Source organism: Telmatocola sphagniphila (assembly GCF_018398935.1).
In the GTDB taxonomy this organism is placed as follows: domain Bacteria; phylum Planctomycetota; class Planctomycetia; order Gemmatales; family Gemmataceae; genus Telmatocola; species Telmatocola sphagniphila.
This window is the reverse complement of sequence record NZ_CP074694.1, coordinates 3,105,184-3,130,245: the sequence shown is the minus strand read 5'-3', so window position 1 is coordinate 3,130,245 and position 25,062 is coordinate 3,105,184. Positions and strand designations below refer to the sequence as shown.

Annotated in this window: 24 protein-coding genes; 18 read left to right on the top strand and 6 right to left on the bottom strand. The window is 53.2% G+C overall.

Annotated features, from left to right (window positions below; genetic code table 11):
- Positions 1 to 92 precede the first annotated feature (92 nt).
- The 5 genes from KIH39_RS12425 to KIH39_RS12405 all read left to right on the top strand — a co-directional run bounded on the left by KIH39_RS12425 (position 93) and on the right by KIH39_RS12405 (position 5,122).
- The gene (locus KIH39_RS12425; protein ID WP_213499889.1) at positions 93 to 1,601 is read left to right on the top strand and encodes a sigma 54-interacting transcriptional regulator; all 1,509 of its coding nucleotides are present in this window, start codon (positions 93 to 95) and stop codon (positions 1,599 to 1,601) included.
- 5 nt (positions 1,602 to 1,606) lie between these two features.
- On the top strand, positions 1,607 to 3,460 hold the full coding sequence (gene mutL / locus KIH39_RS12420; RefSeq protein WP_213499887.1) for a DNA mismatch repair endonuclease MutL: 1,854 nt from the start codon (positions 1,607 to 1,609) through the stop codon (positions 3,458 to 3,460).
- A gap of 31 nt (positions 3,461 to 3,491) precedes the next feature.
- Positions 3,492 to 4,265, top strand: a complete 774-nt coding sequence (locus KIH39_RS12415; protein WP_246539675.1) for an inositol monophosphatase family protein — start codon at positions 3,492 to 3,494, stop codon at positions 4,263 to 4,265.
- Positions 4,266 to 4,418: 153 nt separating this feature from the next.
- Entirely contained in the window at positions 4,419 to 4,862 is a 444-nt protein-coding gene (locus KIH39_RS12410) for a hypothetical protein (RefSeq protein WP_213499883.1), read from the top strand.
- The gene (locus KIH39_RS12405) at positions 4,859 to 5,122 is read left to right on the top strand and encodes a hypothetical protein (protein ID WP_213499876.1); all 264 of its coding nucleotides are present in this window, start codon (positions 4,859 to 4,861) and stop codon (positions 5,120 to 5,122) included. The genes KIH39_RS12410 and KIH39_RS12405 overlap by 4 nt, the downstream gene beginning before the upstream one ends.
- A 16-nt stretch (positions 5,123 to 5,138) precedes the next feature.
- Here KIH39_RS12405 and KIH39_RS12400 read toward each other — a convergent pair whose 3' ends face one another.
- The 3 genes from KIH39_RS12400 to KIH39_RS12390 form a co-directional block, all read right to left on the bottom strand.
- Positions 5,139 to 5,954, bottom strand: coding sequence for a hypothetical protein (locus KIH39_RS12400; RefSeq protein WP_213499874.1), 816 nt, complete (start codon positions 5,952 to 5,954; stop codon positions 5,139 to 5,141).
- Between the two features lie 39 nt (positions 5,955 to 5,993).
- Positions 5,994 to 6,938, bottom strand: a complete 945-nt coding sequence (ispH, locus tag KIH39_RS12395) for a 4-hydroxy-3-methylbut-2-enyl diphosphate reductase (protein ID WP_213499872.1) — start codon at positions 6,936 to 6,938, stop codon at positions 5,994 to 5,996.
- Positions 6,939 to 7,101: 163 nt separating this feature from the next.
- Complete coding sequence (locus KIH39_RS12390; protein ID WP_213499870.1) at positions 7,102 to 7,431, bottom strand: DUF6370 family protein; 330 nt, start codon at positions 7,429 to 7,431, stop codon at positions 7,102 to 7,104.
- 197 nt (positions 7,432 to 7,628) lie between these two features.
- Between KIH39_RS12390 and argB the strand changes: the two genes are divergently transcribed.
- From argB to KIH39_RS12355, 7 genes are all read left to right on the top strand, one after another.
- Positions 7,629 to 8,504: an acetylglutamate kinase gene (argB, locus tag KIH39_RS12385; RefSeq protein WP_213500401.1), complete on the top strand. Its 876-nt coding sequence runs from the start codon at positions 7,629 to 7,631 to the stop codon at positions 8,502 to 8,504.
- 10 nt (positions 8,505 to 8,514) lie between these two features.
- On the top strand, positions 8,515 to 9,732 hold the full coding sequence (locus tag KIH39_RS12380; RefSeq protein WP_213499869.1) for an aspartate aminotransferase family protein: 1,218 nt from the start codon (positions 8,515 to 8,517) through the stop codon (positions 9,730 to 9,732).
- Between the two features lie 82 nt (positions 9,733 to 9,814).
- Positions 9,815 to 10,732: an ornithine carbamoyltransferase gene (gene argF, locus KIH39_RS12375; RefSeq protein ID WP_213499868.1), complete on the top strand. Its 918-nt coding sequence runs from the start codon at positions 9,815 to 9,817 to the stop codon at positions 10,730 to 10,732.
- A gap of 122 nt (positions 10,733 to 10,854) precedes the next feature.
- On the top strand, positions 10,855 to 11,436 hold the full coding sequence (locus KIH39_RS12370) for a fused DSP-PTPase phosphatase/NAD kinase-like protein (RefSeq protein WP_213499867.1): 582 nt from the start codon (positions 10,855 to 10,857) through the stop codon (positions 11,434 to 11,436).
- Between the two features lie 165 nt (positions 11,437 to 11,601).
- Positions 11,602 to 12,240, top strand: a complete 639-nt coding sequence (locus KIH39_RS12365; RefSeq protein ID WP_213499866.1) for a tyrosine-protein phosphatase — start codon at positions 11,602 to 11,604, stop codon at positions 12,238 to 12,240.
- Complete coding sequence (locus tag KIH39_RS12360) at positions 12,237 to 13,343, top strand: LptF/LptG family permease (protein ID WP_213499865.1); 1,107 nt, start codon at positions 12,237 to 12,239, stop codon at positions 13,341 to 13,343. Before KIH39_RS12365 ends, KIH39_RS12360 begins: the two co-directional genes overlap by 4 nt.
- A 30-nt stretch (positions 13,344 to 13,373) precedes the next feature.
- A complete protein-coding gene (locus KIH39_RS12355) occupies positions 13,374 to 14,198 on the top strand; it encodes a sugar phosphate isomerase/epimerase family protein (protein WP_213499864.1) in 825 nt (274 codons plus the stop codon).
- A gap of 29 nt (positions 14,199 to 14,227) precedes the next feature.
- On the opposite strand, the gene KIH39_RS12350 is transcribed toward KIH39_RS12355, so the two are convergent.
- From KIH39_RS12350 to KIH39_RS12340, 3 genes are all read right to left on the bottom strand, one after another.
- Positions 14,228 to 15,160, bottom strand: a complete 933-nt coding sequence (locus tag KIH39_RS12350; RefSeq protein ID WP_213499862.1) for a hypothetical protein — start codon at positions 15,158 to 15,160, stop codon at positions 14,228 to 14,230.
- Positions 15,161 to 15,165: 5 nt separating this feature from the next.
- Positions 15,166 to 15,837, bottom strand: coding sequence for an RNA polymerase sigma factor (locus tag KIH39_RS12345; RefSeq protein WP_213499860.1), 672 nt, complete (start codon positions 15,835 to 15,837; stop codon positions 15,166 to 15,168).
- A 102-nt stretch (positions 15,838 to 15,939) separates the two neighbouring features.
- Positions 15,940 to 16,422 (bottom strand): hypothetical protein, encoded by a 483-nt coding sequence (locus KIH39_RS12340; protein WP_213499852.1) that lies wholly within the window; start codon positions 16,420 to 16,422, stop codon positions 15,940 to 15,942.
- A 197-nt stretch (positions 16,423 to 16,619) separates the two neighbouring features.
- Between KIH39_RS12340 and frr the strand changes: the two genes are divergently transcribed.
- The 6 genes from frr (at position 16,620) to KIH39_RS12310 (ending at position 25,062) form a co-directional block, all read left to right on the top strand.
- Entirely contained in the window at positions 16,620 to 17,180 is a 561-nt protein-coding gene (gene frr, locus KIH39_RS12335; RefSeq protein WP_213499850.1) for a ribosome recycling factor, read from the top strand.
- 84 nt (positions 17,181 to 17,264) lie between these two features.
- Positions 17,265 to 20,195 carry a calcium-translocating P-type ATPase, PMCA-type gene (locus KIH39_RS12330; RefSeq protein ID WP_213499848.1) on the top strand — a complete coding sequence of 977 codons (2,931 nt, stop codon included), beginning with the start codon at positions 17,265 to 17,267 and terminating at the stop codon, positions 20,193 to 20,195.
- The gene (locus KIH39_RS12325; protein ID WP_213499846.1) at positions 20,188 to 20,571 is read left to right on the top strand and encodes a (2Fe-2S) ferredoxin domain-containing protein; all 384 of its coding nucleotides are present in this window, start codon (positions 20,188 to 20,190) and stop codon (positions 20,569 to 20,571) included. Before KIH39_RS12330 ends, KIH39_RS12325 begins: the two co-directional genes overlap by 8 nt.
- A 172-nt stretch (positions 20,572 to 20,743) precedes the next feature.
- Entirely contained in the window at positions 20,744 to 21,430 is a 687-nt protein-coding gene (locus KIH39_RS12320) for a DUF4058 family protein (protein WP_213499844.1), read from the top strand.
- Between the two features lie 72 nt (positions 21,431 to 21,502).
- Positions 21,503 to 23,557 carry a hypothetical protein gene (locus KIH39_RS12315; RefSeq protein WP_213499842.1) on the top strand — a complete coding sequence of 685 codons (2,055 nt, stop codon included), beginning with the start codon at positions 21,503 to 21,505 and terminating at the stop codon, positions 23,555 to 23,557.
- Between the two features lie 146 nt (positions 23,558 to 23,703).
- A complete protein-coding gene (locus tag KIH39_RS12310; protein WP_213499840.1) occupies positions 23,704 to 25,062 on the top strand; it encodes a hypothetical protein in 1,359 nt (452 codons plus the stop codon).

Below are 25,062 nucleotides of genomic sequence, written 5' to 3'. Positions count from 1 at the left end.
GAATTACGAAGGCTTAATCTTAGAGAAGCTGCCAATATGGCAGTTGAATCATAGCATGATTAGATTGTTTGCAGAAGAATTCGAGCGAAAACATGTCAACACCCCTCGATGAACCGATTCGCGTCCTGGTTATCGACGATGAAAAGTTCCTGGCAGAAACGATCTCCGAAAGCCTTTCCCGCTCGGGTTATGAGTGCACTCTGGCTCATAGTGGCAAAGAAGGGATGAAGATCTTCGAGAACGAGTCTTTCGATATCGTTCTTACCGACTTGAGACTGGGCGATCTGGATGGTTTGATGATTCTGCGGAAGATCGATCCCAAGAAATCGGGAGTTGAGGTCATCGTCATCACCGGCGACGGGGACAAGAAGACCGTGATGGAAGCCTGGAAGGAAGGGGCGGCCAAGTACCTCGAGAAGCCGCTCGATCTGGCTCAGTTGCGGGCCGTGGTCGATTCCTGCGCGGAAAAAGCCCGGCTCGCTCGCATTAATCGTGAACTGCAGAAGAGGTTGGATGAAAAATTCGGCTACGAAGGGGTCATCGGCATCAGCCCGAAGATGAATGAAGTCATCAATCGGCTCAAAGCGTTTGCAAACACCAAAGCCACCGTTCTGATTTTCGGTGAGAACGGTACCGGTAAGGAACTGGCCGCGAAAGCCCTGCATGTTAACAGCCCCAGAAAGGCAAAGCCCTTTGTCGCCATGAACTGTGCGGCCTTAAATGACAATCTTCTCGACGACGAGATGTTCGGACATGAACCGGGTGCGTTCACGGGGGCGGATAAGCTCCGCAAAGGACGTTTCGAGTACGCCAATGGCGGTACGCTGTTTCTCGACGAAATCGGCGACATGCCCTTAAACCTGCAAGCCAAGTTGCTGCGGGTTCTGGAAAATTCGGAAGTGAGCCGGATCGGTTCCAACGAAGTCATCAAAATCGATGTGCGACTGGTAGCGGCAACCAACCGGAATCTCGAAGCGATGATCGCTGAGGGAAAGTTCCGGCAGGATCTCTATTTTCGCTTGAAGGTCGGTACGGTTCGACTGCCGGCTCTGAGAGAACGAAAGGAAGATATTCCCCTGTTATGTGCCCATTTCATCAAGGAGATGAATCAGCGTCATGGTTGTCACGTCAAGGGCATCTCGGAGGAAGTGAAAAAGGCGTTCACCATTTACAACTGGCCGGGAAACGTTCGGGAATTACGAAATCTCATCGAGAGCATGGTGGTTCAAGACCACGATGGCATACTCGGTAAGGATGACGTGCAGGATTTCGATAGCCTGATGGGGTCAGCGATCGGAAACAGCGTGAGCGTCGGGGCCGATCACCTGATTGGCCGGCCGATGAGCGAAGTGGAGCGCTATTACATGGAGCGGGCTCTCGATCTGACGGAAGGGAAGCGGGAGGAAGCCGCGCGGATGCTGGGAATCGGAGAGCGAACGCTTTACCGCATGATTCAGGACTGGAAGCTGCAGGATAAAATAAAGGATGCTCTGGCTCGGGCGGACGGCGATATTTCGAAGGCCGCCGAGATTCTGGAGATGAAACCGGATGCCCTGGAGAAAAAACTGAAGAAGCTCGGCCAGCGTGCGGAGGAGGAATAAACTTCATGCCGCGGATAGTGCAGTTGCCCCCAACAGTGATCAATCAGATCGCTGCTGGTGAAGTAATCGAACGCCCGGCCAGTGTAGTGAAGGAACTGCTGGAAAATTCCATCGATGCCGGTTCGAATCGCATCGATATTGAGTTGGAGCAGGGGGGTACCGAGCGAATAGCGATATTCGACGATGGCTGCGGCATCGCTGCCGAGGAACTGCCTCTGGCTCTCAGCAGCCATGCCACCAGTAAATTGCGTAATGCTGATGACTTATTCGCCATTCGAAGTATGGGCTTTCGCGGTGAAGCGCTGGCCTCCATCGGCAGTGTGGCCCGAGTTACGCTCCAAAGCCGTACGCACGATTCGGAAACCGGGGCAGAGTTGCAATGCAACGGCGGCGATTTTTCCGAAATTCGCTCCTGGAATGGTTCCCCTGGAACGCGAATTGAAGTGAAGCATCTTTTCTATGCCACGCCGGTGCGCAAGAAATTTCTGAAACAGAATGCGACGGAACTGGGCCATATTACCGAATCCTTCACGAAGATTGCCCTCGCGAATACGGATGTTCATCTGACTTTGAAGCATAACAACCGGATGATTTACGAAGTACCGGCCGGGGCCTCGCTACTGGATCGCATCCGAATTTTCTTCGGCGATGAAATCGCAAAGCATCTGTTCCCCGTTCACCGAGAGCAGGGGCCGGTCTCTCTGACCGGTTTCATAGCCGACCCGGCCTGCGATCGGGGCAACTCCAAATTGCAGTATTTCTTTCTGAATCAACGCTGGTTTCGCGACCGCAGCCTGGGCCACGCTTTGCAGGAAGGCTATCGCGGCCTCTTAATGACCAATCGCTACTGCATCGGTTTTCTGTTTCTCCAGATGCCTCCCGAAATGTTCGATATCAACGTTCATCCGACCAAAGCGGAAGTGCGATTCATCGATTCCCAGGCGTTATATCATGTGGTGCGTGGCGCGATCCGGCAGACTTTAGCCGATAAAAATCTGATTCCCCACCTGCAACTGCCCGAAGGGATTCCGAATCCGGTTCCGGTGCGGGATCAGGGGTTATTTTCCACGCCGCGAAAGGAATTGAGTAACGCAACTCCCGCGCCCTGGGAATCCAAATCCTTCGAGCCGATTCCCCGCTATGTGCCGCCTCCGCCTAACTTCGATCTCCCCAAACCACGTGCTGAGGAAACCCCGGCAACTTCGTTTCTGGATCCGATTGATTCGCCGCCGGCGGCTGTCGCATCGGAAAGTCCAAAACCGGTACCATCGGCCAGGCCGGTCATTCTTTCCAAAAAGGCGATCCAGATCCACGATTCCTATCTGGTGCTGGAAACCACCGAGGGCATGCTGCTGATCGACCAGCACGCCTTGCACGAGCGGATTCTTTACGAGCAATTTCGCAAGCGAATTGGTTCCGGGAATCTGGAAGTGCAGCGACTGTTAATTCCCGAGCCCATCGATCTGCCTCCCGATCAGGTGGCCATCGTGTTGGAAGCCAAACAGGAGTTAAAAGAACTCGGCTGGGAAGTCGGTGAGTTTGGCACTGGCACAATTTTACTTTCGAGTTATCCGGCATTATTGAAACGGGGCACACCGGGAGAGTGGTTTCAAGGAGTGATCGATACGCTTCTGACGAAGGAAAAATTGCCCAGCCGGGAGGCTTTGTTCAATAATATCCTGGCTACCATGGCCTGCAAGGCGGCCGTTAAAGCCGGCGATCCGCTCAGCCCGGAAGAAATCTCCTACCTCATGGAATTGCGGGACATGGCGGAGGATTCGCATCACTGTCCGCACGGGCGACCGACATCGTTGTTGTTCAGCCACAAGGATCTGGAAAAGCAGTTCAAACGAATTTAAAGGTAACGTTATGACAGACCTGGATTTGACGATGTTTCGACTCACGGCCGAGGAAGCCGCCCGCGCCGGAGCCGAGCAGCTCGAGTCATGGCGGGGGAAATTCAATGCCCGGGAAAAGGGGCGCGCCGACATGGTCACCGAGGCAGATCTGGCCGCCCAGCAGGCCGTGAAAACAGTTCTCCTCACCCATTTTCCGGATCATGGCTTCCTCGGTGAAGAAGACGGCCGCAAAACGGGGCTTCGGCCCGCGAGCGGTAGCGCGCCGCTGTGGGTGGTCGATCCACTGGACGGTACTTCCAATTACGTTCATGATGTTCCCGCTTATTGTGTCTCGATTGGCTTGTGGGCCGATGACGATCTTCAGATCGGTGTGATTTACGATCCCCGTTTGAACGAAATGTTCAGTACGGCGAAGGGACATGGTGCAACGTTGAATCGTAAACCGATTAGAGTTTCCCAGATTGAAAATCTTCGCGGGGCGATGCTATCGACCGGATTTCCGCCGGCCCCGGATGCCCAGTTACGCAACCTCGAAGCCTGGCGACCGCTTTCGCTGGCTTCCCAGGCGATGCGCCGCACCGGCTCTACCGCGCTCAACCTTGCTTATGTGGCTTGCGGCCGATTCGACGGCTATTGGGCTTTCGACAACTATCCCTGGGATGTCGTGGCGGGACTTTTACTGGTCCGGGAGGCCGGCGGAATGATCAGCCGTTTGAATGGCGATCCGTTCGATCCCTTCGAGCCGGACGTTCTGGCGACGAATGGCAAGATCCATCCCGAAATGCTGGGGTATCTGGTGAAGTAGGGGGATTCTCATAAAAATTTTTTTCCCCCGGCATGCAACTCGACTGGACAGGATCGGCAAAGCATGTCATAGAGCCCCCCACTAGACGCATTCCATGCTGTTGAGCGAAGCCGTCGGGGGACAGGATTCTCAACGCATTCAGGGGGAGGAATCATGCGTTATCTGCGAATCATAGGTATGATCGCTTTTTTCGCGGCCTCATCTGCTTGCTATGCTGAAGACTCGGCATCCAAGAACGATAGCGCGAGTTCTACGACAACCGAAAAATCGGCCGCGAAGGGTGCAAATTCCGCAACGACCACCAAGGAAGCCACGCAGCAGGAACATGCGGCATTTCTACGTCGGCTGGCGGTCTGCAGTAAGCTGCGGGAAGTCGCCACCTCCACGAATAATCGCGAACTGCAAAATTACGTGGAAAAATTGGAAGATCGGGCTGCAGAACTCTATCAGCAGAAGCTGAAAGCCATTTCTATGGCGGATATGGATAAGCGAGAAAAAGAAGCGAATGCGGAAGCCAAGAAGAGCTCCGCAAAAGCGACCCCGGACGTCCGGTACGCACCTAACGGTCGCCCCATTCGCCAGGAGGCCAATCAATGATGACCCCTCGAACGATTTTGGGCTTTACGCTCCTGATGATAGTTACCGGCTGTACTCCCATTCAGAAGAAGGATACGCCGATGACGGAAACCGCTCCGCCGAAAGAAGCGATGAAGGATAAAGCGAAGGCCGATCCGATCGTTGAAACCTCGACGGGGGACATCACTCCGGAACAGATCAACGATTCCAATGGTATGGAATCGGCCAAGCGACTGGATGCGGAAATGCAATCCGAGAAACGCATTCTCGATAAGAAGTAAGCGTTTCGAGTTAGATTTATCTCCCGGGGACTAGGATCCGGGAGGCTACCATCACAACCAGCGCGACAATCAGCATCAACCAGGCCATCTTCAGGGTTTCCCGCGAAGAGCGCCGGCACATCAATCGATCGAATAATTTCTGATCCGAATAATCCAAGGCGTATTGCAACTGCTGTTCGAACTGGCTCGGCGGATAATCCCGGCATTGATCTTCCGTCAGAAAACCGGGGGAGTTCGCCGCTTCAGTTAGTGGGAGGACTCGGACGTGCACGGAATGATTCGTCTCGCTTTTAGAAAACGAAACGTAGGAAAGGGAGCGGGCCGAGTAGGGGAGAAAGCTCCAGAGATTCTCGAGGATCTCCCGGTCCGGTTTTTCGCGAGGAATAACGATCCGGCTCCCGTCGACGAGAGCCTGGCTGGCTCCCAGTAGAAATGGGCCATCACCATTCTTAAAGCGATTCCGAACATCTTCGACTTTGCGAACCGGTAAAAATTGCGGTAACTCGACGATCAGCAGTTCGCTCGGCGAGACGGAGAATATCTTGTACTCGCGCATCCAGAAAAACGGATCGATCCATTCCATACCCGGGCAGCGCTCTATCAGCCAGACGGCTAATTTTTCACAATCGTTCAGACCGCTTCCAAATACCATTGGATAGCCCACGCGAGTCTCTTCCAGGAAGAGGAAGTCGCCGCGTTGATCCGACGGTAAGGTCTTCAGCAGTGAGAAATACTCCTCGAATCGAGAGAGATAAGGCGCCAGGGATGGGGAAAGTAGCGATCGCAGATCGTTTTCAGCGAACAAATATCGTTTTAAATCGACCGCGGCCATCACGTCGCTTTCGTTTCGTCCAGAGGACTATTTTTCCGACTACACTTTGCCGATGACAGTCAGCCCGCGTAACTCCCGAGGCAAGGGAAAACTCACATGCTCTTCCCGAACCACGAAGGATTCCACGGTCGCATCAAATTCGGTTCGCAGATAATCGACCACTTCCTGAACATTCTGTTCCGGGGCGCTGGCGCCGGCCGTGATCAGAACGGTGTCGTTCGGGGAGAACCACTCTTTTTTCAGTTCTTTGACGGTATCCAACAGATAAGCTTTTTTGCCTTCCTGCCGAGCAATCTCAGCGAGGCGTTGACTGTTGGAACTATTTTGAGAGCCAAGAACCAGAACGATTTGAGCATTGGGAGAGAGTTGCTTCACGGCCTCTTGTCGGTTCTGCGTGGCATAGCAGATGTCTGCTTTGGCAGGTCCGGCGATGGTCGGGTACTTCTTCTTGAGAGCGGCAATAATGCCGATCGTCTCGTCCACACTTAGAGTGGTTTGAGTCAGATAAGCAATCTTGACGTCATTCGGATAAGGAAGATTTTCCACATCCTCGATGTCCTCGACCAGATGAATGGCGTGTGGGGCTTCACCCATGGTTCCGAGCACTTCGTCGTGACCTTCGTGGCCGATCAGGATGATGACGTAACCTTCCTTCGCATACCGGATCGCTTCGTTGTGAACTTTGGTCACGAGTGGACAGGTGGCATCGATGGCTCGAAGTTTCCGGAGGGTACTTTCTTCGCGAATCAGCGGCGCGACGCCGTGAGCCGAATAAAGGACGGTCGAGCCTTCGGGGATTTCCGAAATGCTATTTACGAACTTTACCCCCCGCTTGCTGAAAAGTTCGACCACCGGGCGATTGTGAACGATTTCATGGTAGACGTACAGTGGCGTTCCGAAAAGTTCGAGAGAAGTTTCGAGCGTCTCGATGGCCATATTCACCCCGGCACAAAAGCCTCGGGGATTGGCAAGATAGATTTTCATGGAAGGCTCTAATTCGGGTTCGCGCGGTGTTTCAGTAGTTATTCGAACTCGACGCAATAATCTTGGTTATTCTAGCAGGGGGCATTCACGGATGTGATATTGCGAAGGGCAAAAATCAAAAAAACGGATCGGTTTTGCCGATCCGTTGCTGAAGCAGATTCGATTACTTCTTGTATTCCAGTTCCTTGACAGTGACGACCATCTTATCGCCCTCTTTCTTGACCGTGCCCTTGACCGTGCCTTCTTTCGGCGCCGTGCAGGTATCGCCGTGGAATTTCTTGTGGCCATCCTTGTCGAAGTAGTAGACCACTTCCTTATCTTTTTCTTTAACTACGATCACCGTCTGGCAACTGGTTTCTTTTCCCAGATCGCACTTGGCGCAAGTCACCTTGCCCACCAGTTTCACTTCTTTAGGATCATCCGCGGCCATTGCGTTAAAGCTGAGAGAACAGAGCGCAATCGCCACCAGGGATAATGCAAATCTCCGGGTCATAGTCAACTCCTCATGAAAATCGAACTTCCCACTGAGTAGGATCCTACTTTGTCCTCGGATCTCTGTAAAGCGGGTTTCAATTAGTATAGGAAGTATCTTCGAAGATTCGCCAGATCGTGCGAAAGGCGATTGACGTCTGCCGGAGCAATGTCTACACTTCTTTTTTGGTTTGGAAATACGGAAAACATCAATTGGCAATGGACGACGCGATACGCAAGGCCGAGATACTGATCGAGGCGCTGGGTTACATCCACGCCTTCCGGCATCGCCAGGTGGTCATAAAGCTGGGCGGCAGTGCCATGGAGGAACCGGCCGCGCTACGCTCCACTTTGCAGTCCATCCTCTTTCTAGCCGCCGTCGGCCTGCGCCCGGTCTTGGTGCACGGCGGGGGCAAGCCGATAGACCGGGCGATGACGGCGGCCAATCTCCCCACAAAAAAAGTTCTGGGAAGGCGTTACACCGACGAGGCCACTCTTGCCATCGTCGCCAAAGTTCTGCGTGAAGACATCAACGACTCGATTGTTCGACAGATGCGCGAACTTGGGGGCCGGGCAGTCAGTCTGCATACAGGGAGTACGCAGGCCTTGTTTGGCGAGCGATTGAAGTTGAAGGGACCGGATGGAGAACTCGTCGATCTCGGCAACGTGGGTGAGGTGAACAAGATCGATGGGGATCTGATATCCAGCTTTACCGATGCGGGACTCATTCCCGTTCTACCCTGTCTGGCTTACGATGCTCATGGGAACTGGTTGAATGTAAATGCGGATACCGCTGCGGCGGCCGTCGCGGGATTCCTGAAAGCGGCCAAACTGATTCTTCTGACGGATACCCCTGGCATACTCCGGGATCGCCAGGATCCTAAAACGCTGATTTCGTCTTTGAATGAGGCGGAGAGTAGAAAGCTGATAGCCGAGGGAATTATAGATAGCGGCATGATTCCCAAGGTGGAAGCTTGTTTCGATTGTTTGCGCTCCGGCGTTGAACAAACGCACGTCATCGATGGTCGTTTGAGATATTCCCTGTTACTGGAGATTTTTACCAAATCGGGAATTGGAACGGAAATACGTCTTTAATGGATGTGCCATGATTGCAGTGAAATCCTCTGCCGATACTATTGAGCAGTTCAAAAAATATGTCATCGGCAATTACAATCGCTATCCCGTCTGCCTGGTACGGGGGGAAGGTTCTCACGTCTGGGATGCCGAAGGGGTCCGCTATCTCGACTTCTTTCCCGGCTGGGGTTGTGGTATCCTGGGGCACTGCCCGGCGAAAGTGGTAGAAGCTGTACAGGAGCAGGTCGCCCGCCTTATTCACGTTCCTAATACCTGGTACACCGAATCGCAGGGAGAACTGGCCGAAGCTCTCTCAACTCGTACCGATTTTGAGGCAAAAGCCTTTTTCTGCAACAGCGGAACTGAAGCGAATGAGGCGGCCATCAAGCTGGCCCGACTGAATGGGCACGGCACCGGTCCGGCCGGCGGGAATCGCTACAAGATCATCACGATGCTCAACAGTTTCCACGGGCGCACCTACGGTTCGCTCAGTGCGACGGCTCAACCGAAATACCATCAGGGCGTTGAGCCGATGCTGCCGGGTTTCGTGTACTGTCCATTCGGCGATTTGCAGGCCGTGGCCAGTAAGATCGATGGTGAAACTATTGCAATCCTGCTGGAACCGATCCAGGGGGAGGGCGGGATCAACCTGCCCCCCGAAGGCTATCTGGCCGGTCTGCGAAAATTGTGCGACGAGCATAAGCTGCTGCTTATATTCGATGAAGTTCAAACCGGCATGGGGCGAACCGGAAAGTGGTACACACACCAGCACTGGGGCGTGATTCCTGATATCGTGACGCTGGCGAAAGCTGTCGCCGGTGGTGTTGCCCTAGGCGGCCTCCTGGCGAAACCCCATGTGGCGGAAAAACTCAAACCGGGTACCCATGCTGCCACCTTCGGCGGGAATCCCATAGCCTGTGCGGCGGCTCTGGCCACTATCGCCACTATCGAAGAAGATGGCTTACTGGAACGGGCCAACGCTATTGGCGATCGATTCCGGGAACACTTCAGCCGAATTCAGAAAAAGTCTCCGCTGATCGAAGAATTGCGAATCAAAGGAACGATGATTGGCGTCCAGCTCCGCTGCGAGGGAGCGCCGATAGTCGCCGAGTGCCTGAAACGGCAGTTGCTGATCAACTGCACGCACTCCACGGTACTGAGACTCTTGCCTTCTCTTACCCTTTCGGATGCGGAAATTGATGAAGGATGCTTCATCATGGAAGAAGTCATTCTGAACCACAAAGTTTAGAGATTCGTATAATCCTTTTCTCCCGCCGCGATTCGGCGGGTCATTTTATTTGTTTCTATTCTCGTTTTTCCGAGATGCTCCGATGCGACATTTTCTCAACCTGATGCCCCATCCCCCCGAACTCCTCCGGGATCTTCTGACCAACGCGGCCCGTCTGAAAAAAGCGCACGAAGAGGGTAAAGATCCGAATAGCCTGTGCGGAAAAGTCGTCGGCATGGTTTTTGAAAAGCCCTCCTTACGAACCCGAGTCAGCTTCGAAGCGGGTATCGCTCAATTGGGCGGAACGAGTATCTTCATCCCTGGCTCGGAAATTCAGTTGGGCCAACGGGAATCGCTCGCCGATTTTGCTCGCACCATGTCGCAATACGTGAACGGTCTGGTGCTTCGAGTGTTCCGGCAGGAAACCTGCGACGAAGTCTCCCGGTTCGCTTCCGTACCTGTCATCAACGGCCTTTCCGATATTTCGCATCCCTGTCAGGCGATGGCCGATCTGCAGACGATTGAAGAGTGCTTCGGCACGCTAGATAAGAAGACGGTCGTTTTCGTCGGCGACGGCAACAACGTCGCCCGCTCGCTGGCGGTCGCCTGCGGCAAGATGAATATGAAGTTCATTCTGGCGGCGCCTAAAGGCTACGAGTTCGAAAAAGATTTCCTCCAGCGACTCTCCGTTAAGGTCAATAATGCGGATATCGTGGAGACCAACGATCCGATAGCAGCCGTGAAGAATGCCGACGTGATCTACACCGATGTCTGGACCAGCATGGGACAGGAAGCGGAGCGCGAGATTCGTCTGAAAACTTTCGAGCCATATCAGGTGAACGAAAAACTGCTTTCTAAAGCACCGAAGCACGTTCGGATTCTGCACTGCCTGCCGGCGCATCGCGGCGAGGAAATCAGTAATGGCGTACTCGAAGGACCGGCCAGTGTCGTCTTCCAGCAGGCTGGTAATCGTCTGCACGCGCAGAAAGCTATACTGGAATATCTGCTCGGTGGAAAGTGAATTTTTTTGAAAAAAATTCTTGTGAGAATCTCATCAAATTAGCTCTTCCGTTTCCGGGGACTAGCGACTAGAATCCTCCTCTTGAAAAGGATTTCGACGAAGGGGAACGGAGTCCCCATATTATGTTCTTCCAATCGATTCGAGTACTGCTGAGCCTGCTTCTGGTCGCCGTGATCATCGGCGGCCCATTCGCCTATGCCAGCCATAATCTCAAGCAGATTCGCAACTTCCGGGTCCTGGTCCCAGGCAAGGTGTACCGCAGCGGCCAGGCCTCCCTCGAGCGGACGAAGAAGACGATTGAAGAACTTGGAATCAAATCGGTCATTTCCCTTCGCGACGCCCGGCCGGGCGCATCGACGGCTCAGTACGATGCGGAAGAAAATCTGGTCCGTTCGATGGGTTTGAACTACCTCAAACTCACCCCCCGAGCCTGGGGCCGGGAAAATGGGCAGGAACCCGAAGTTCAACCCAACGTGGATCAATTTTTAAAGCTTCTGGATAATCCCAAGAATTATCCGATCTGGATTCACTGCTTTGCCGGCACGCATCGAACCGGGGCATATTGTGCGATTTATCGGATGGAATACGAACATTGGTCGAATGAAAAAGCGATGGCGGAACTGAAAGAACTCGGATACATCAATCTGGATAACGAGAATATTCACGATTATCTCGACGGGTACAAACCGCGCTGGAAGAAGTGATCGCCAGGGAGCGCGGCGGTTCAGCAATTCGCAACGTCCGTTGCGTCGTTGGCCCAATTTTCCCAGTTTTGCATTAGACCCGGTTGGACTTGCGTGAACCGCGTTCGCCGGGCATTATAATCATTGATGGAATTCGTTCGAAGCGATACGGTGTCGGAGGCAAGGATGCCCGGGTTTTTGCGCTGGTGCTTGGGCCTGATAGCGGCCTTTTGTGTGGTGGGCTTGCCGGCCATCTATTATCGCGCGCACTTCGAGACCACCAAGCGCTTTCACGTCGTTACGCCTGGTCGCTTTTATCGCTCGGCCATTCTGGATGCGGACGGACTGCGCAAAGTCATTCGCACCCACGGAATCAAAACCGTCATCAATCTGATGCACGAAAATCCCGATCCTCAGCTGCCAAATAATTTCTTCGATCGCTGGACCAAAACGCCGGAAAGCGTGGTCTGCCGGGAGGAGGGTGCGGACTTCAAACTCCTGACCTTCGATCCCTTTCCGCGCGAGATGCCGGAGGGAACGCGGCCGCGAGTCATCGACGATTATCTGGAATTGCTCGATAAGCCGGAAGTTTACCCAGTCCTGATCCACTGCGCGGCCGGATTGCACCGCACCGGGGAACTGACGGCGATTTATCGGATGGAGTACGAAGGTTGGTCGAAGGGGGCTGCCGTTCGGGAACTCAAAGCCGCCGGATTCGGCGATTGTGCCTGTACCACGGCGGACGACATGATTTACAACATGATTGAAAAATATCAGCCCGGTCAAAGGCGAAAAGCGGACAGTAAGGGAGAATCCAGGCCATGATCGGCATTCTCGATCGGATGCTTTTTCTCACGGTAGTCAGGGCATATTTCATCTGCCTGATTAGTACTTTGAGTCTTTACATCATCGTGGACCTGTTCACCAACCTCGATGATTTCACCGGTAAAGCCAACGACTTCGTCGATTCTCTCAGACGCATTGGAACCTATTACGGCTTTCGCATCGTGCAGTACTTCGATCGACTCGCGGAAGTGCTGGCCCTGCTGGCCGCCATGTTCACGGTGGCCTGGATGCAGAAGAGCAACGAACTTCTGCCCATGCTCTCGGCGGGCGTCAGTACCCGCCGCGTGATCCGGCCGATTTTGTTATGCGCCTGCGTCTTCATCAGTTTAGGCTCGCTGGTGCAGGAATTTTTACTGCCAATTCCCATCGTCGCTAACGCCTTGCAGGCCGACCGGGACGACATCGATCGCATCAAGGACGTACTCGTGCAGGGAATGTTCGACGTCAACGGCGTGCACGTTGAAGGAATCACCGGGAATCGCAAGGAATCCAAAGTCAATTTCTTTTACGTGACTATTCCGGAATCTTCCACCAATAGCCTGATGCATCTTTCGGCCGCTAACGCCATCTACATCGAGCCCAAGCCGAATCAACCCGGCGGTTGGCTGTTGAACGACACCAACCCGCCGGAATTAGGGGAAAAGAATCGGCCGCCGATGCTGGTCTGGCTCGACAGCGGGAAGTATTTTCTGATGACGAAGGAAGTGACTTTTGAGACGATCACCCGACGCTCGAAATGGGCCGACTTTCTTTCGACTTCGAAAATCTATGAAACCCTTCAAACCAGCGATGATCGCAAGAATGCTCCACTTGCCGTGACGTTCCACATGCGAATTACCCGGCCGATCATCGGCTTGCTACTGGTGATGATCGGCCTTTCAATCATTCTTCGCGATCAAACTCGACACGTCTTCATCAGTACGGCTATGTGTCTGGGGACCAGTGCCATGTTTTACGGCGTGGTATTCGCCTGTAAGTTTCTCGGAAACGCGGATTACATCTCCCCCACACTCGCGGCCTGGCTGCCGGTCATGATCTTCGGACCGATTGCACTGTCTTCTTACGATGCGATTCATACTTAAACTCAAGAGAATTTTCTCGGGAGTTTAACGATGAAAAGCAGTGTAACCATCTGTCTGATGCCGGAATTAAAAGGGGCTCCGTTCATTTTCTGGAACGGCCTGGAAGATGGGATGCAAAAAGCCGAAGAGCTCGGCTACGATGCGGTTGAACTCTTCCCGGCCTCGGCGGAGGCCTTCGACGATAAACTGGTCGGCTCGCTGCTCAAAAAACACAAGCTGGAACTCTCGACGGTCGGTTCGGGAGGCGGCTGGGCACTCCGCAAACTATCCTTGACCAGTCCCGATGCGGAAAACCGTCGCAAAGCCGAAGAATTTATCAAGGGGATTATTCAAAAGGCGGCCGGTCTGGGGGCTTCGACTATACTCGGCTCCATGCAGGGCAAATGGGGCGACGGCGTTAGCCGGGAAACCGCTCTGGAGTGGCTTGGAGAGAGTTTGGTCCGGCTGGGCGATTACGCTCAGACTCAGGGAAAACCACTTTTTTACGAACCCCTGAATCGCTACGAAACCAATCTGCTTAACAAACTGGTGCAAACGGTTGCTTTCCTGGAAACCTGCGGAGCGAAGAACGTCCGAATTCTAGCCGATTTGTTCCACATGAACATCGAAGAAACCACGATCCATGGAGCTATTCGGGATGCCGGGAAGTGGATTGGTCACGTCCATTTTGCGGATAGCAATCGTCGACCGGCCGGACTGGGGCACATGGACTATATGCCGATCGTTTCCGCACTGAATGAAATCGGTTATACCGGATACCTCTCGGCGGAAGTGTTTCCCTATCCCGATTCCCTGGAAGCGGCCCAGAGAACGATCAATAGTTTCCGAAAATATGTTCTGAAGAAGGGCGATTGAAAAGGGGGGTCCAATAAAAGAGCGCGGGATCAGGGCAGTTCTTCGCTGGGAACCAGTACGCTATCGAAGCGATCCAGCCCGGGCATCAACTGGTTCAGGCGATTGAAGTAAATGTTGTCGGGTACTTCGGAACCCACAAACAGATACGGCGTTTTACAGAATTCCACATTCCCACCGATGAATAGCACGTTCTGGCCATGTTTGTGATTTTTGGCCGTGTTCAGACTCGAATCATAGATGTCGGCCAGCAAGGGGATATGCTCCCCATCGTCGAGTCGCAGACTTTTGGTATCTCCATTCTGCGAGTAGCCGATTGAGTAGGCGTAATCAAACTTACCCCCTTCCGGATCGCAGCCTTTGACGTAGGAATCGGGCAGAATCGCGGCGTGTTGCAGTTGTTTGATCAGGTGCTTATCCGGATCCGCAGTATCCATCAGAGGAAACTTGTGATCGTGCGTGTCGGCATATTCCAGCAGGCTGGAGTGAACTTCCCGAAGGGTGTTCTGGCACGACTGGATGCGGTACTGGGCTCGAACGCTCCCGATGGCGGGAATCAGGATGAGCAATAAGGCAACGGCCAGTCCCAGACCGGCGAACCAACTCCGGCGTTGCATTGTGGAGCCGGTGGCCCCATCCTGTGACGGGAAAATCAGGCTGCGGGTTAATGTCGAGCTGTTATTGGAATAGGTCAGAGCCGGGCGTAGATTAGCTTCGGATTCCCGTCGTTCAATTTCTTCCGCAGCAATGTGAGCCGCCACGAATGAGATTGTTTTTAGATATAAGTGATCAGGCGTTTCTTCCTGTTCTCTAATACTTTCCAGTGGTTCGATGAGGCGACGGAGCTTGTGAACCTTCTGGGCGGCGGATAAATTTTCCTTGATCTCTGCCTCGACATTTTTATCCGTCTGGGCATCATTCGCCCGGATCAGAAAACCCAGCAAGTCAGATTCTGTTGCATTCATAGCGTTTATCGGGGATTAGCTACTAGAGGTTTTGCCGGTCGTTCGACCGGCATCTCCTTTGAGCCTTCTTCGGGAGTTTGGCTCTCAACCCATATCTGATGCAAACGGTTTAAAGCGTTATGCAGCCGTGATTTAACAGTACCAACAGGAATTTCGAGTATATCGGCAATTTCCGAATATTTCAATTCCTGAAAATAAGCCAGAAGCACAACACCGCGAAGCATTTCTGGCAGCTGGCGAATTGCCAGGCGAACCAGATTTCGCATTTCCTCCAGTTGTATGGCCTCAAACGGCCCATCTTCCGTTTCCGGAATCAACTCCAGGAGACTCACTACGCTGTCGCCCGTGGGAGACTGCGTCTGTTCCAGGCTCACTGCCTGATGGCGATTAACACTTCGAAGCAAGTCGATCGCCTGATTCGTAGCAATTCGATAAAGCCAGGGACGCACAGGACGACCCGGTTCGTACTGCTGAACTTTGAGGTGAACCTGGAGGAAGGTGTTTTGGAAAACATCCTCCGCCAATTGGGCATCCCCCGTGTAACGAACCAGATAAGCGTATAACTCTCTCTGATAACGCCGGACGAGTTGACCGAATAGATCGCGCTCGCCATTACGAAGACGCGTTAGCAGGTCCTCATCGCTAAGGTCGATATCAGTATTTTCGACACGAGCCAATTGCTAAACCTTTTACGAAACGGACCGCTCTGGGGTTCACGATTTGTTCATGATAAGAAAGTCTATGACAGCTTTGCACGGACGAGTAGTCAAAAGATTATACTACCGATTATCAAACTTGGTGAAACTCATGGAAGTGGCCCAGGCATTTTCCAGGTTTTCCCAGGATCCATTCTGTCGGGGCGGAACCAGATCCCGAATGACACAGTGAAAAAACCAGAGCAAACCCGCGCTGCCGCTCAGCAACCAGAAACCGATGTAGCGCAGAGGGAAAAGGGCATATTGAGGCAAAAGGCAGAAGCTGCAAACCAGCGAAATTCCACCGCACAAGGCCGCCGCACGCATATTTCCGCTGGCGACAAAGCCATAGCCCAACCAGAGAAACGGGTGAGCGAGCCAGGTGATTATGGCCAATGCGGTCGGAGAGTGCAAATAATGGCCACTGAGCACGGCCGACCAGCCTCGGTTGAACAGTTGAGCCCCGTTCAACCCGACGCCTTGGGCGGTAGTCACCGGCATCAGCAGAGCACCCAGGTAAAGTGCACCAGTGATCGACAGGACCGCTAATCGTGTTTGCGTGGTCATCCGGGCTTCCGAACGAAGTTCGGCGTCCCTACCGAAATGAATTTCACTAACACTATTGTAGCGGAACCTGCAATCGGGTGGAAAGAAGAATTTTCCCGGTTAAGTCTCAAATTAAGTAAACTTACTGTTTGATGGACTGGGCCTAACAGAACATATATCCTCAAAACATAAGGTAAAAAGCCTCCTGAGGTTCGGAAATGAACGCTGCTCAAATTCAGAAAGATACCAAAGATCGGATGGATAAAGCACTGGATGTGCTGAAAAACGAATTGAAAGGTCTACGGACTGGTCGAGCCAGTCCGGCGCTGCTCGATTCGATCCGGGTGGATTATTTCGGTTCTCCCACGCCGCTCAAGCAACTGGGTAACATCACGGCGCCCGAGCCGACTCAATTGCTGATCAAGCCGTTCGATTTGAACAGTTTGAAGGACATTGAAAAAGCCATTCGCTCCAGCGACCTGGGCTTGGCTCCCAACAACGATGGCAAGGTCATTCGACTTCAAATTCCGACGATGTCGGGCGAACAGCGAACGAAAATGGCCAAGAAAATCAAAGAAGTGGCCGAGCACGCCAAGGTTTCCTGCCGGAATATTCGCCGGGACGCCAACAAGCACTTCGACGATGGGGAAAAGGCCAAAACGATGTCGGAAGACGACGTCAAGAAGGGCAAGGACGACATCCAGAATCTGCTCAAGTTATACGAAGGCAAAATCGACGAAATTGCCTCGACGAAGACCAAGGAAGTCATGGAACAGTAATCGTTAATTCTCTTCGGATCGGGAGGCGGCGCGCGAGCCAAGCCTCCCGATTCGCACTGCCTGACGGTAGGCAAGACTGCTTTCATGCGAAGCATCCAGGAATTGCTGTCCGATTTCCCTAACTGCGTATCGCGGGGCCTGTCCTCCGAGGAGGTGGAACGGAGTAAGCAGCAGTTCGGGCTGAACCGACTGACGCCCCTCCCACGCGAACCCCTCTGGAAACAATTTGTCGGTCGGTTCGATGAACCGATCATCCGTATTCTGTTGGCGGCGAGTCTACTGAAGATCGTCGTCGACCTTTTTTTGGGCTCTCTGCTCTGGGGGGCCATCGGCTTCTCCCTGTCGCTGCTGGTTGTCGCCCTGGTTTTCTTTCCGCGCTTTAAAGCTCTGCAGCCGGTCCTCTGTTTTGTGCTGGCTGCAATTCTCGTTCTGGTAAGTTCGCTGATCGGCCATCTCTCCTTCGAAGGCTTGGCGATCATGGTCGCGGTGATCCTCGCGACGGGGGTAGCTTTTTTCAGCGAGTGGAAAAGTGCACGCGAATTCGATCTGCTCAACGCGCGTAAAGATTCACAAAAATGCCGCACCATACGCAATGGCGAGATTGGCATCGTAGCCTCGGAAGACACTTACGTCGGCGATCTGATTGAAATCCATGCCGGGGATGAAATTCCCGCGGACGGTCGTGTTGTTCAGGCTCAGGATCTGAGGATCAATCAATCCCTCTTGACTGGGGAATCGGAGCCCGTCGCCAAAATCGATGGAACTTATCTGGAGGACGCGGAAGGAACCGAGCATCCCGCCTGCGTCTATCGGGGAACTCAGGTTGTCGAAGGCGTGGGACGGGTTTTAATCACCGATGTCGGCGATATGACCATGATCGGCCAGATTGCCCGGCAATTATCGCTCGTCGGTTCATCGCTCGACGAGGAATCGGCTCTAGTTCGCGTTCATCGTAAGCTTACCGTTCAGAAGCATCAGACACCTTTGCAGCGAAAATTGAGCCACTTGGCCGATTTGATCAGCAAGCTCGGCTATGCCGCGGCGGTACTCATCTTCCTGGCCATGCTGATTCGCGGTTACCTGATGGGGGAATGGAAACTCTCCTTCGCTGGTGCCGATTTGAGAGCCAGCCTGGCAGCGATACTCGAATATTTCGTCTACATGGTCGTGGTGGTTGTGGTGGCCGTGCCTGAAGGTCTGCCCATGAGCGTGAGCGTCTCGTTGGCCCTGGCGATGCGAAAAATGACGCGGGCCAACTGCCACGTCCGGCAACTGATGGCGTGCGAAACCATCGGCTCCGTCTCCGTCATCTGTTCGGATAAAACCGGGACGATCACGCTCAATGAAATGCGCGTCGATCACGTCTGGACGCCCGAGTCGACGAACCAACCCTCCGAACGTATCGTTCTGAATGCCGCCTTGAATTCCACGGCACATCTGGACCCGGCTGCCGGCGACCCGAGTATCATTGGCAGTTCCACGGAAGGCGCTTTGTTGCTCTGGTTGAAAGAAAATCAGGTCGATTATCGAAAAGTTCGCGAAGAGCACGCCGTGCTCTATCAGACGCATTTCGATTCTCAGCGTAAAGATATGCGGAGCGTGGTCCGATTAGAGGGCGTCGTTCACCTGATGATCAAAGGCGCTCCCGAGATGCTACTGGCGGCCAGTAATCGGGTTCGGTCGTCGCAAGGGGAAATTCTCGAGCTTACGCCGGCGTTGATGGAGAGGATCGAACGATCTCTGCTCGCCGATTCGCAGCGATCGATGCGAACGCTGGCTTTTGCCCATACGATTGCTAACACCGATCCCAGCGATGAAAGTTTCTACCGCAATCTGGCCAGTGGTGAACTTTCCAATCTCATTTTCGATGGCTACGCGGCCATTCGCGATCCCATTCGACCCGATGTATCCGAAGCGATCCGCCAGTGTCGTGTGGCCGGTATCGAAGTGAAGATGATCACTGGAGACAATCCGGAAACCGCTCGTGCAATCGGTCAGGAAATCGGGTTGCTGGAAGCCGAGAGCCTGCTGATGACCTCAGAGCAGTTTGGAGCGGCGAGTAACGAACAGCTGAAAGCGCAATTGCCCAAGCTGCGAATTCTCGCCCGCGCGAAGCCTCAGGATAAGCTTCGCATGGTACGACTGTTGCAGGAGATGCAGCAAGTCGTCGCGGTTACTGGAGATGGAACGAACGATGCCCCGGCCTTGAAGCAGGCGGACGTGGGTCTGGCGATGGGCCGCACTGGAACGGAAGTGGCCAAGGAAGCGAGCAACATCGTTCTGCTGGATGATTCTTTTTCCAGCATCGTCCAATCGATTCACTGGGGTAGGGCACTGTACGAGAATATTCAGAGATTTCTGCAGTTTCAGCTCACCATCAATGTGTCGGCTCTGATACTGGCTTTGCTCGGGCCTTTTCTCGGGGTGAAGCCGCCGTTCACAGTGCTGCAATTGCTCTGGATCAACGTCATAATGGATACGTTTGCCGCGATTGCTCTATGCTCCGAACGGCCGCGCCCGGGACTGATGAAATGTAAGCCGATTCACCGGGAGGCGAATATTCTGACCCGGGCCATGCGCTGGCGGATTCTCGGCACGGCCGGATTCTTCGTCGTGGCGATGCTGATTCTTCTGGTTGGGATGAAGTACGATCATCTGTTTTATAGGTCCCAGGATAACCCCTCGAATTTCTTTGGCGAATTCACTCGTCGGCAAGTGGCAATTTTTTTCACGACTTATGTAATGTTCCAGTTGTGGAACCAGTTGAACTGCCGCTCTCTGGCGGGTAATGAAAGCGCATTCTATCGCTTGTTTCAAAACCCCTTTTTCCTGGGCATCTCGGCGATGACCTTGGGAGTTCAAATCAGCATCATCAATTACGGCGGTGCAATTTTCGATGTGGAACCTCTCAGCGGCCTGGAATGGCTATTAATCGTTGTGGGGACCGCCTCTGTTCTTCTCTTTGGCGAGATATTGAGACGGGTGGTCGCAAGTTCAGGAGCGAGCCGTGAGTGAAGTTAAACAGGAACTGGCCAAGATCGCGAAAACTCTCTGTATCGGGAGTTATTCCCGTCACGTCCTGTTGTGTGCGGGGGAAAAGTGTTGCTCCGCCGAGGTAGGACAGGAAGCCTGGGAAGTGCTGAAACGGGAATTGAAGGATCGGCAGTTGTCGCTGAGCACGGCCGAGAACGCTTGCTTTCGAACGAAGGCCGGGTGCCTCCGAGTCTGTTCCAACGGTCCCATTCTGGTGGTCTATCCTGAGGGGGATTGGTACCACGACATGACGGCGGATAAAATCCCCGAATTTGTGGAACGGCACCTGGTTCAGAACCAACCGATCGAGGACTGGATTTTTGCTAAAAATCCGCTCGGAGAAGAGCAGGAAAGCTAGATCTTCTGCCACGGGGAAACGGAATTTGCTTCGCTCAAGCACTGAGGTTCCGACATAAAAATTCCCTTGATTCTCCTCACTTCGTGGTACAATGCGATCAGACCGAACCTGGTCTGAGAAAATCGTCTCCCGATGTTATCAGGACGAAGCGCAACCACGGAGATCCCAGGCGATGCCCTCACCGTTTCCCGGTATGAATCCCTATTTGGAAGCTGAGAAACTTTGGCCTAGCTTCCAGCAGCAACTCATGAATTGCCTCTACCAGATGCTTCTTCCCAATCTGGTCGATCGTTACAGATCGCGGTTGACCCAGCGCGATTATCTGACTGAAGAGCCCTTGTTCACTTCCGTGCTGAAAATCGAACATCACGAACCGTTCATGGAAATTCGCAGTCGCAACGACGATCGGTTGGTTACGCTCATTGATATGGTCAGCCCGACGAACCGAACCGCGGCGATTGGCAGGAATCAGATCCTTCAGCAACGCGCCCAGGCATTACAAACGAAAGCGAATGTCGTCTGGATCGATCTGGTTCTGCAGGGGCAGTTTCCCTGGCAAGGGAATCCGACGAATGCGAATCAGTGGGATTACACGATAACGGCCTTTCGGGCGAATCAGCCGGATAACCCGGAGATTTATGGTTCAACGCTGGCGAAGCGTCTGCCGCGTTTTAAAATCCCTCTCGCTGCGGAGGATCGCGATACCATTGTCGATCTTCAGATGTGCTTCACCCGCTGCTTCGAATTGGGAAATTTCCCTGGTGCCATTTCCTACGAAAACGACCCGCCTGTCCCTCTGAATTCCGAGAACAAACTCTGGCTGGATAGCTTCCTGAAGAACGAAAAACTCCGATCTTAACCGTCGGACACCCCGCGAGAGATTTTTTCGATAGAATTTGGCGAAATCCTCCACGTCCCTGCTCGACGGCATATGCGTAAACAACCAAAAATACCCGCCAATAACATCGGGGCTATTGCCCCCGCTTATCACTGGACCGCAGACCGGATTTTTTTCATCATTTTCGCCGCCCTCCTGGTGGCAAGAGTTCAGTTGCCGGGTATGGATCCGGGGCGATTGAGCTTGAAATCGGGTATCAGTGAAGAGGTCTGGGGCTTACTGCTGATCGGCTTTGCCACCATGGCCGCCGTGGGGGGTGCGATTTCGGGTTACGGACACCGGCTGATGAACTGGCAGGGAGCCGCACTCATCTGCGTGGCTTTATTTGGTCTGATCAATGCTCTGGCATTCGACACGTACCATCGCCCTGGATTATTGCATAGTGCCGATTGGTTCTTGGCCATTTTGCTGTTCCTGATGGCAAGAACGCTGAGTGAGAATAGAACCATCCAGCGAAACTTTCTGGTCACTCTGGTTACCGTGGTATTGGTGCAAACGGTATTTGAGATCTACCCGCTAGTCGCGTCCGAATTTCAAATGCCGACAGAAATGGTTAAGAGTTTCACCGGGACTTCGCCCCTTGTGGGGGATGATGAGTTTGAAGCCTGGCGAAATTTGCCCGAAAATCCGGCACTCAATTGGCTTGGCGTGGAGGCAGGCTTCCTTTTCGCAGGTTGTGTCCTTCTGCGAGGGAGAAGCAAGCCGGGACGTCTGAGTGTAATCGCCTTCCTACTACTAACTACCCTGTTAGTCGTTCAGATCGTGCGATTGTTTCCCATGCAGCCATTTGAATGGCTGCCATTTGGCCAGTTGCGAACTCCCGGCCATCTTCCCACTCTTTCGGGTGTTTCGCGCGGTCCCATCACACCTCTCAGTACTTTTGGATTTGCAGAATTCTGGGGAGCGACTGGAATACTCGGTGGTTTGGTGTTCTGCTGGCTCGTCTCCCGCTGGTTGCGAGTAAGGCTGCCTGTTACCCCTGCGGAGTTGCCGGGGTCCAATTCCTTCAACTGGGATATGTATGTTGCGGGAATTCTCGGGCTACTAATTGGTGGGATTCTTAAAGCCATCGATCTCCCAGCGGAGATGCCACCCGATGAGTATCTCCGCCTGGGGCTCTTCGCAATGATTAAACTCGGGCTCTGGGTAATAGTTTACCTCGTTGTTCAGAGAATTCGCTTTGATTCGGATTCGCTTGTCAGGGCTTTGAAATTCGCAATCAGCCTCCTATTCGTTTCAATTTTCCTTCCCGGCGGCTATTCGGTTCGCTGGCTGATGTTACTGGTCTTTCTCGGCGGCCTGATGTCCCCTTTCACTTCAAGGGAAAAACAAGCGGTGGCCCCGATTCTGCGTTGGACGAGAATTTCCGTCCTCCTGACGGCGCTGGGGATTTATTTCTTCACGAATTTAGTTCCGACGGGGGCGATCTATCTCGCAATTCGGGAAGCCCGCCGGGCCAGCATTTTGCTGCCCGGCCTGACGACGGACATCAAAATCTCCACCGATGTGCCGCAGGTCGATGCCATTCGCAAAACAGATACCTTTCTGATATCGAAGATTCTGGAGCCCTTATCCTGGGCGGAGAAATACGACCCGCATAATGCCAGCCTGATGCTCGAGCAGGCTCGTTGGGGGCGAATACACTGGAAATATCTTCTGATGATTCGCGATCAGGAGCAGGCCGCGAAGATGACCAAAAAAATTCTGGGCCAAACTTTGGCAGCCATCCATGAAGATCCGCAGAATCTAGCCGGCTACTACTCGCAGCTCGAGGCCTTGTTTTTGTTCATTCAGGAATCAAAAACCTTGCGGGCGGAACGTCTCAAGGTCATCGAGAGAAATATCTCACATATCGTTGAACTGCGGCCTTCGGAAGAAGTAGCGTTACGATACCGGCTAGTGATGATACTCGCCCTGGATCACGATTCCTTAGCCGAAGAGCAGGCTCTGAAGCTGATTCGCCTGAATCGTGAAGAAGGGCAACCGCATGGTTCGATGAATGATGACGATCGTAAAAAGATGATCCGCCTGGTTCTCGACAATTTGAAATTATCGAACCAAGAACTCCTGGAGGAGTGGATTCGCTAAATCCTTTCGTTTTGAGGAGTCTCAAATTTCCCAGGAATCCCAGTTTGCCCAGGCTGCATTTGCCCGCTCTCACTTGAGGTAGACCAGTATTCTCTTCCTTGGTAATTTTCGGGGTTGGATTAGTTACCCCCGGAATGGAGAGAAATATGGTTCCGAACCGCTGGAAGACCCTGGCATTTTGCCTGAGCTTTTCCGTGGCTGGGCTGACCGTTTGTGCCCAAGAGCCTGGAACGCTGTTACATAAGCCGAAGAAAAATTCGAGCACTGAACCGCCGGCCGAGTTGCCCGAACTCTTGAGTGGGTCGGAACCCGCGAAAAATTTGCCGGCAGTGCCCGAACCCGGTACGGAGCCGACGAAGCCCCAAGTTAAAGAATTCGTTTTGGAAGTTCCGAACGCTCCGCTGGATACACCGAAAGCGACTCCTATCGAGCTGGCAATTCCCGACATAACTAAATTTGATATCGACCCACCACCCGCGGCTCCATTGAAGTTGGCCGAAGCGACTCTACCGCCGCTGTCTATTCCCGAAAAGTCTTTGCCCAAGCCGGAGGAAAAGACTACTCCGCTAATTCCTCCCCCGATTAAGGGAATTGATGAGCCCCAGAACAAAGGATTGGACCTGCCGGAAACTCCCAAACCCAAACCTACAGAATTCGATATTCCCAAACCACCTTTGGATTCGCCGAAGAATAGTAGTGTCCCGAATGCAGATTTGCCGCCGATAGTTCCCTTGGAAGCAAAACCAGCTGCAGAGAAAAAACCTGATCCGATCCAGGTGCCCCTGACTCCCGCACCCAAGCCGGCTCCAGTGGAAGCACCGAACACGGAATTCAAACTCGAGCCAAAATTCGAACTTGCCCCTTTACCAACTCCCGCACCCGTTAAGACTCCAATGGTGATCGAACGGCCCATTGATGTGCAACCGCCAAAACCCCAGCGTGTGGAAACGGAAGTTCCGCCAAGAAGTATCTCGACTATCAAACCCACGAACATTCCCGCGCGGGAAGGGGAGAAGTCGAATTCTCTCCCCGATAAGAATCCGATCCGGAAAGCGGAAGCTACCAGTCGCATGAAGTTAATCGTGACTTTGGGTGATGGCAAACCACGATTCGAGATCCGGAATATTTCGACGAATAAGTGCCTGATGAAAGTCACGGCCGATGCGATCAATATCGATCAGATTGAGAGCTACATTAAAATCGATAACCACGGCAACCGCGGCCCCGCCCCGGAAATCCTGCAAAAGCTGACGGCTCATGGGGAAATTCACTTCCAGGGGCCTGATATTCAAGGCTCCTGCAAGGAACTGAGTATCCTGGCCGGTACCGGGGAAGTGCTGCTGAAGGGGGGAGTGGAACTCCGCACCAAGACAGCAAAAAGCTGGAGTTCCATGCAATCGGATAAAGTGGTCTACCAGATCGGCAATCAGGACAATATTGCGAGCACGCAGGAACGGAAGTCGGTCCAGGTCGATACGTTGCTGGACGAATCCTCGAACCGATAA

Bases quoted from the DNA above. Each gene is read 5' to 3' on its own strand.
- KIH39_RS12390 (WP_213499870.1), bottom strand. From the start codon at position 7,431: ATGACCCGGAGATTTGCATTATCCCTGGTGGCGATTGCGCTCTGTTCT.
- KIH39_RS12380 (WP_213499869.1), top strand. From the start codon at position 8,515: ATGATTGCAGTGAAATCCTCTGCCGATACTATTGAGCAGTTCAAAAAA.
- mutL (WP_213499887.1), top strand. From the start codon at position 1,607: ATGCCGCGGATAGTGCAGTTGCCCCCAACAGTGATCAATCAGATCGCT.
- frr (WP_213499850.1), top strand. From the start codon at position 16,620: ATGAACGCTGCTCAAATTCAGAAAGATACCAAAGATCGGATGGATAAA.
- KIH39_RS12400 (WP_213499874.1), bottom strand. From the start codon at position 5,954: ATGGCCGCGGTCGATTTAAAACGATATTTGTTCGCTGAAAACGATCTG.
- KIH39_RS12315 (WP_213499842.1), top strand. From the start codon at position 21,503: ATGCGTAAACAACCAAAAATACCCGCCAATAACATCGGGGCTATTGCC.
- argB (WP_213500401.1), top strand. From the start codon at position 7,629: ATGGACGACGCGATACGCAAGGCCGAGATACTGATCGAGGCGCTGGGT.
- KIH39_RS12330 (WP_213499848.1), top strand. From the start codon at position 17,265: ATGCGAAGCATCCAGGAATTGCTGTCCGATTTCCCTAACTGCGTATCG.
- ispH (WP_213499872.1), bottom strand. From the start codon at position 6,938: ATGAAAATCTATCTTGCCAATCCCCGAGGCTTTTGTGCCGGGGTGAAT.
- KIH39_RS12425 (WP_213499889.1), top strand. From the start codon at position 93: ATGTCAACACCCCTCGATGAACCGATTCGCGTCCTGGTTATCGACGAT.
- KIH39_RS12340 (WP_213499852.1), bottom strand. From the start codon at position 16,422: ATGACCACGCAAACACGATTAGCGGTCCTGTCGATCACTGGTGCACTT.
- KIH39_RS12310 (WP_213499840.1), top strand. From the start codon at position 23,704: ATGGTTCCGAACCGCTGGAAGACCCTGGCATTTTGCCTGAGCTTTTCC.
- KIH39_RS12370 (WP_213499867.1), top strand. From the start codon at position 10,855: ATGTTCTTCCAATCGATTCGAGTACTGCTGAGCCTGCTTCTGGTCGCC.
- KIH39_RS12365 (WP_213499866.1), top strand. From the start codon at position 11,602: ATGCCCGGGTTTTTGCGCTGGTGCTTGGGCCTGATAGCGGCCTTTTGT.
- KIH39_RS12415 (WP_246539675.1), top strand. From the start codon at position 3,492: ATGTTTCGACTCACGGCCGAGGAAGCCGCCCGCGCCGGAGCCGAGCAG.
- KIH39_RS12410 (WP_213499883.1), top strand. From the start codon at position 4,419: ATGCGTTATCTGCGAATCATAGGTATGATCGCTTTTTTCGCGGCCTCA.
- KIH39_RS12360 (WP_213499865.1), top strand. From the start codon at position 12,237: ATGATCGGCATTCTCGATCGGATGCTTTTTCTCACGGTAGTCAGGGCA.
- KIH39_RS12350 (WP_213499862.1), bottom strand. From the start codon at position 15,160: ATGAATGCAACAGAATCTGACTTGCTGGGTTTTCTGATCCGGGCGAAT.
- KIH39_RS12405 (WP_213499876.1), top strand. From the start codon at position 4,859: ATGATGACCCCTCGAACGATTTTGGGCTTTACGCTCCTGATGATAGTT.
- KIH39_RS12355 (WP_213499864.1), top strand. From the start codon at position 13,374: ATGAAAAGCAGTGTAACCATCTGTCTGATGCCGGAATTAAAAGGGGCT.
- KIH39_RS12320 (WP_213499844.1), top strand. From the start codon at position 20,744: ATGCCCTCACCGTTTCCCGGTATGAATCCCTATTTGGAAGCTGAGAAA.
- argF (WP_213499868.1), top strand. From the start codon at position 9,815: ATGCGACATTTTCTCAACCTGATGCCCCATCCCCCCGAACTCCTCCGG.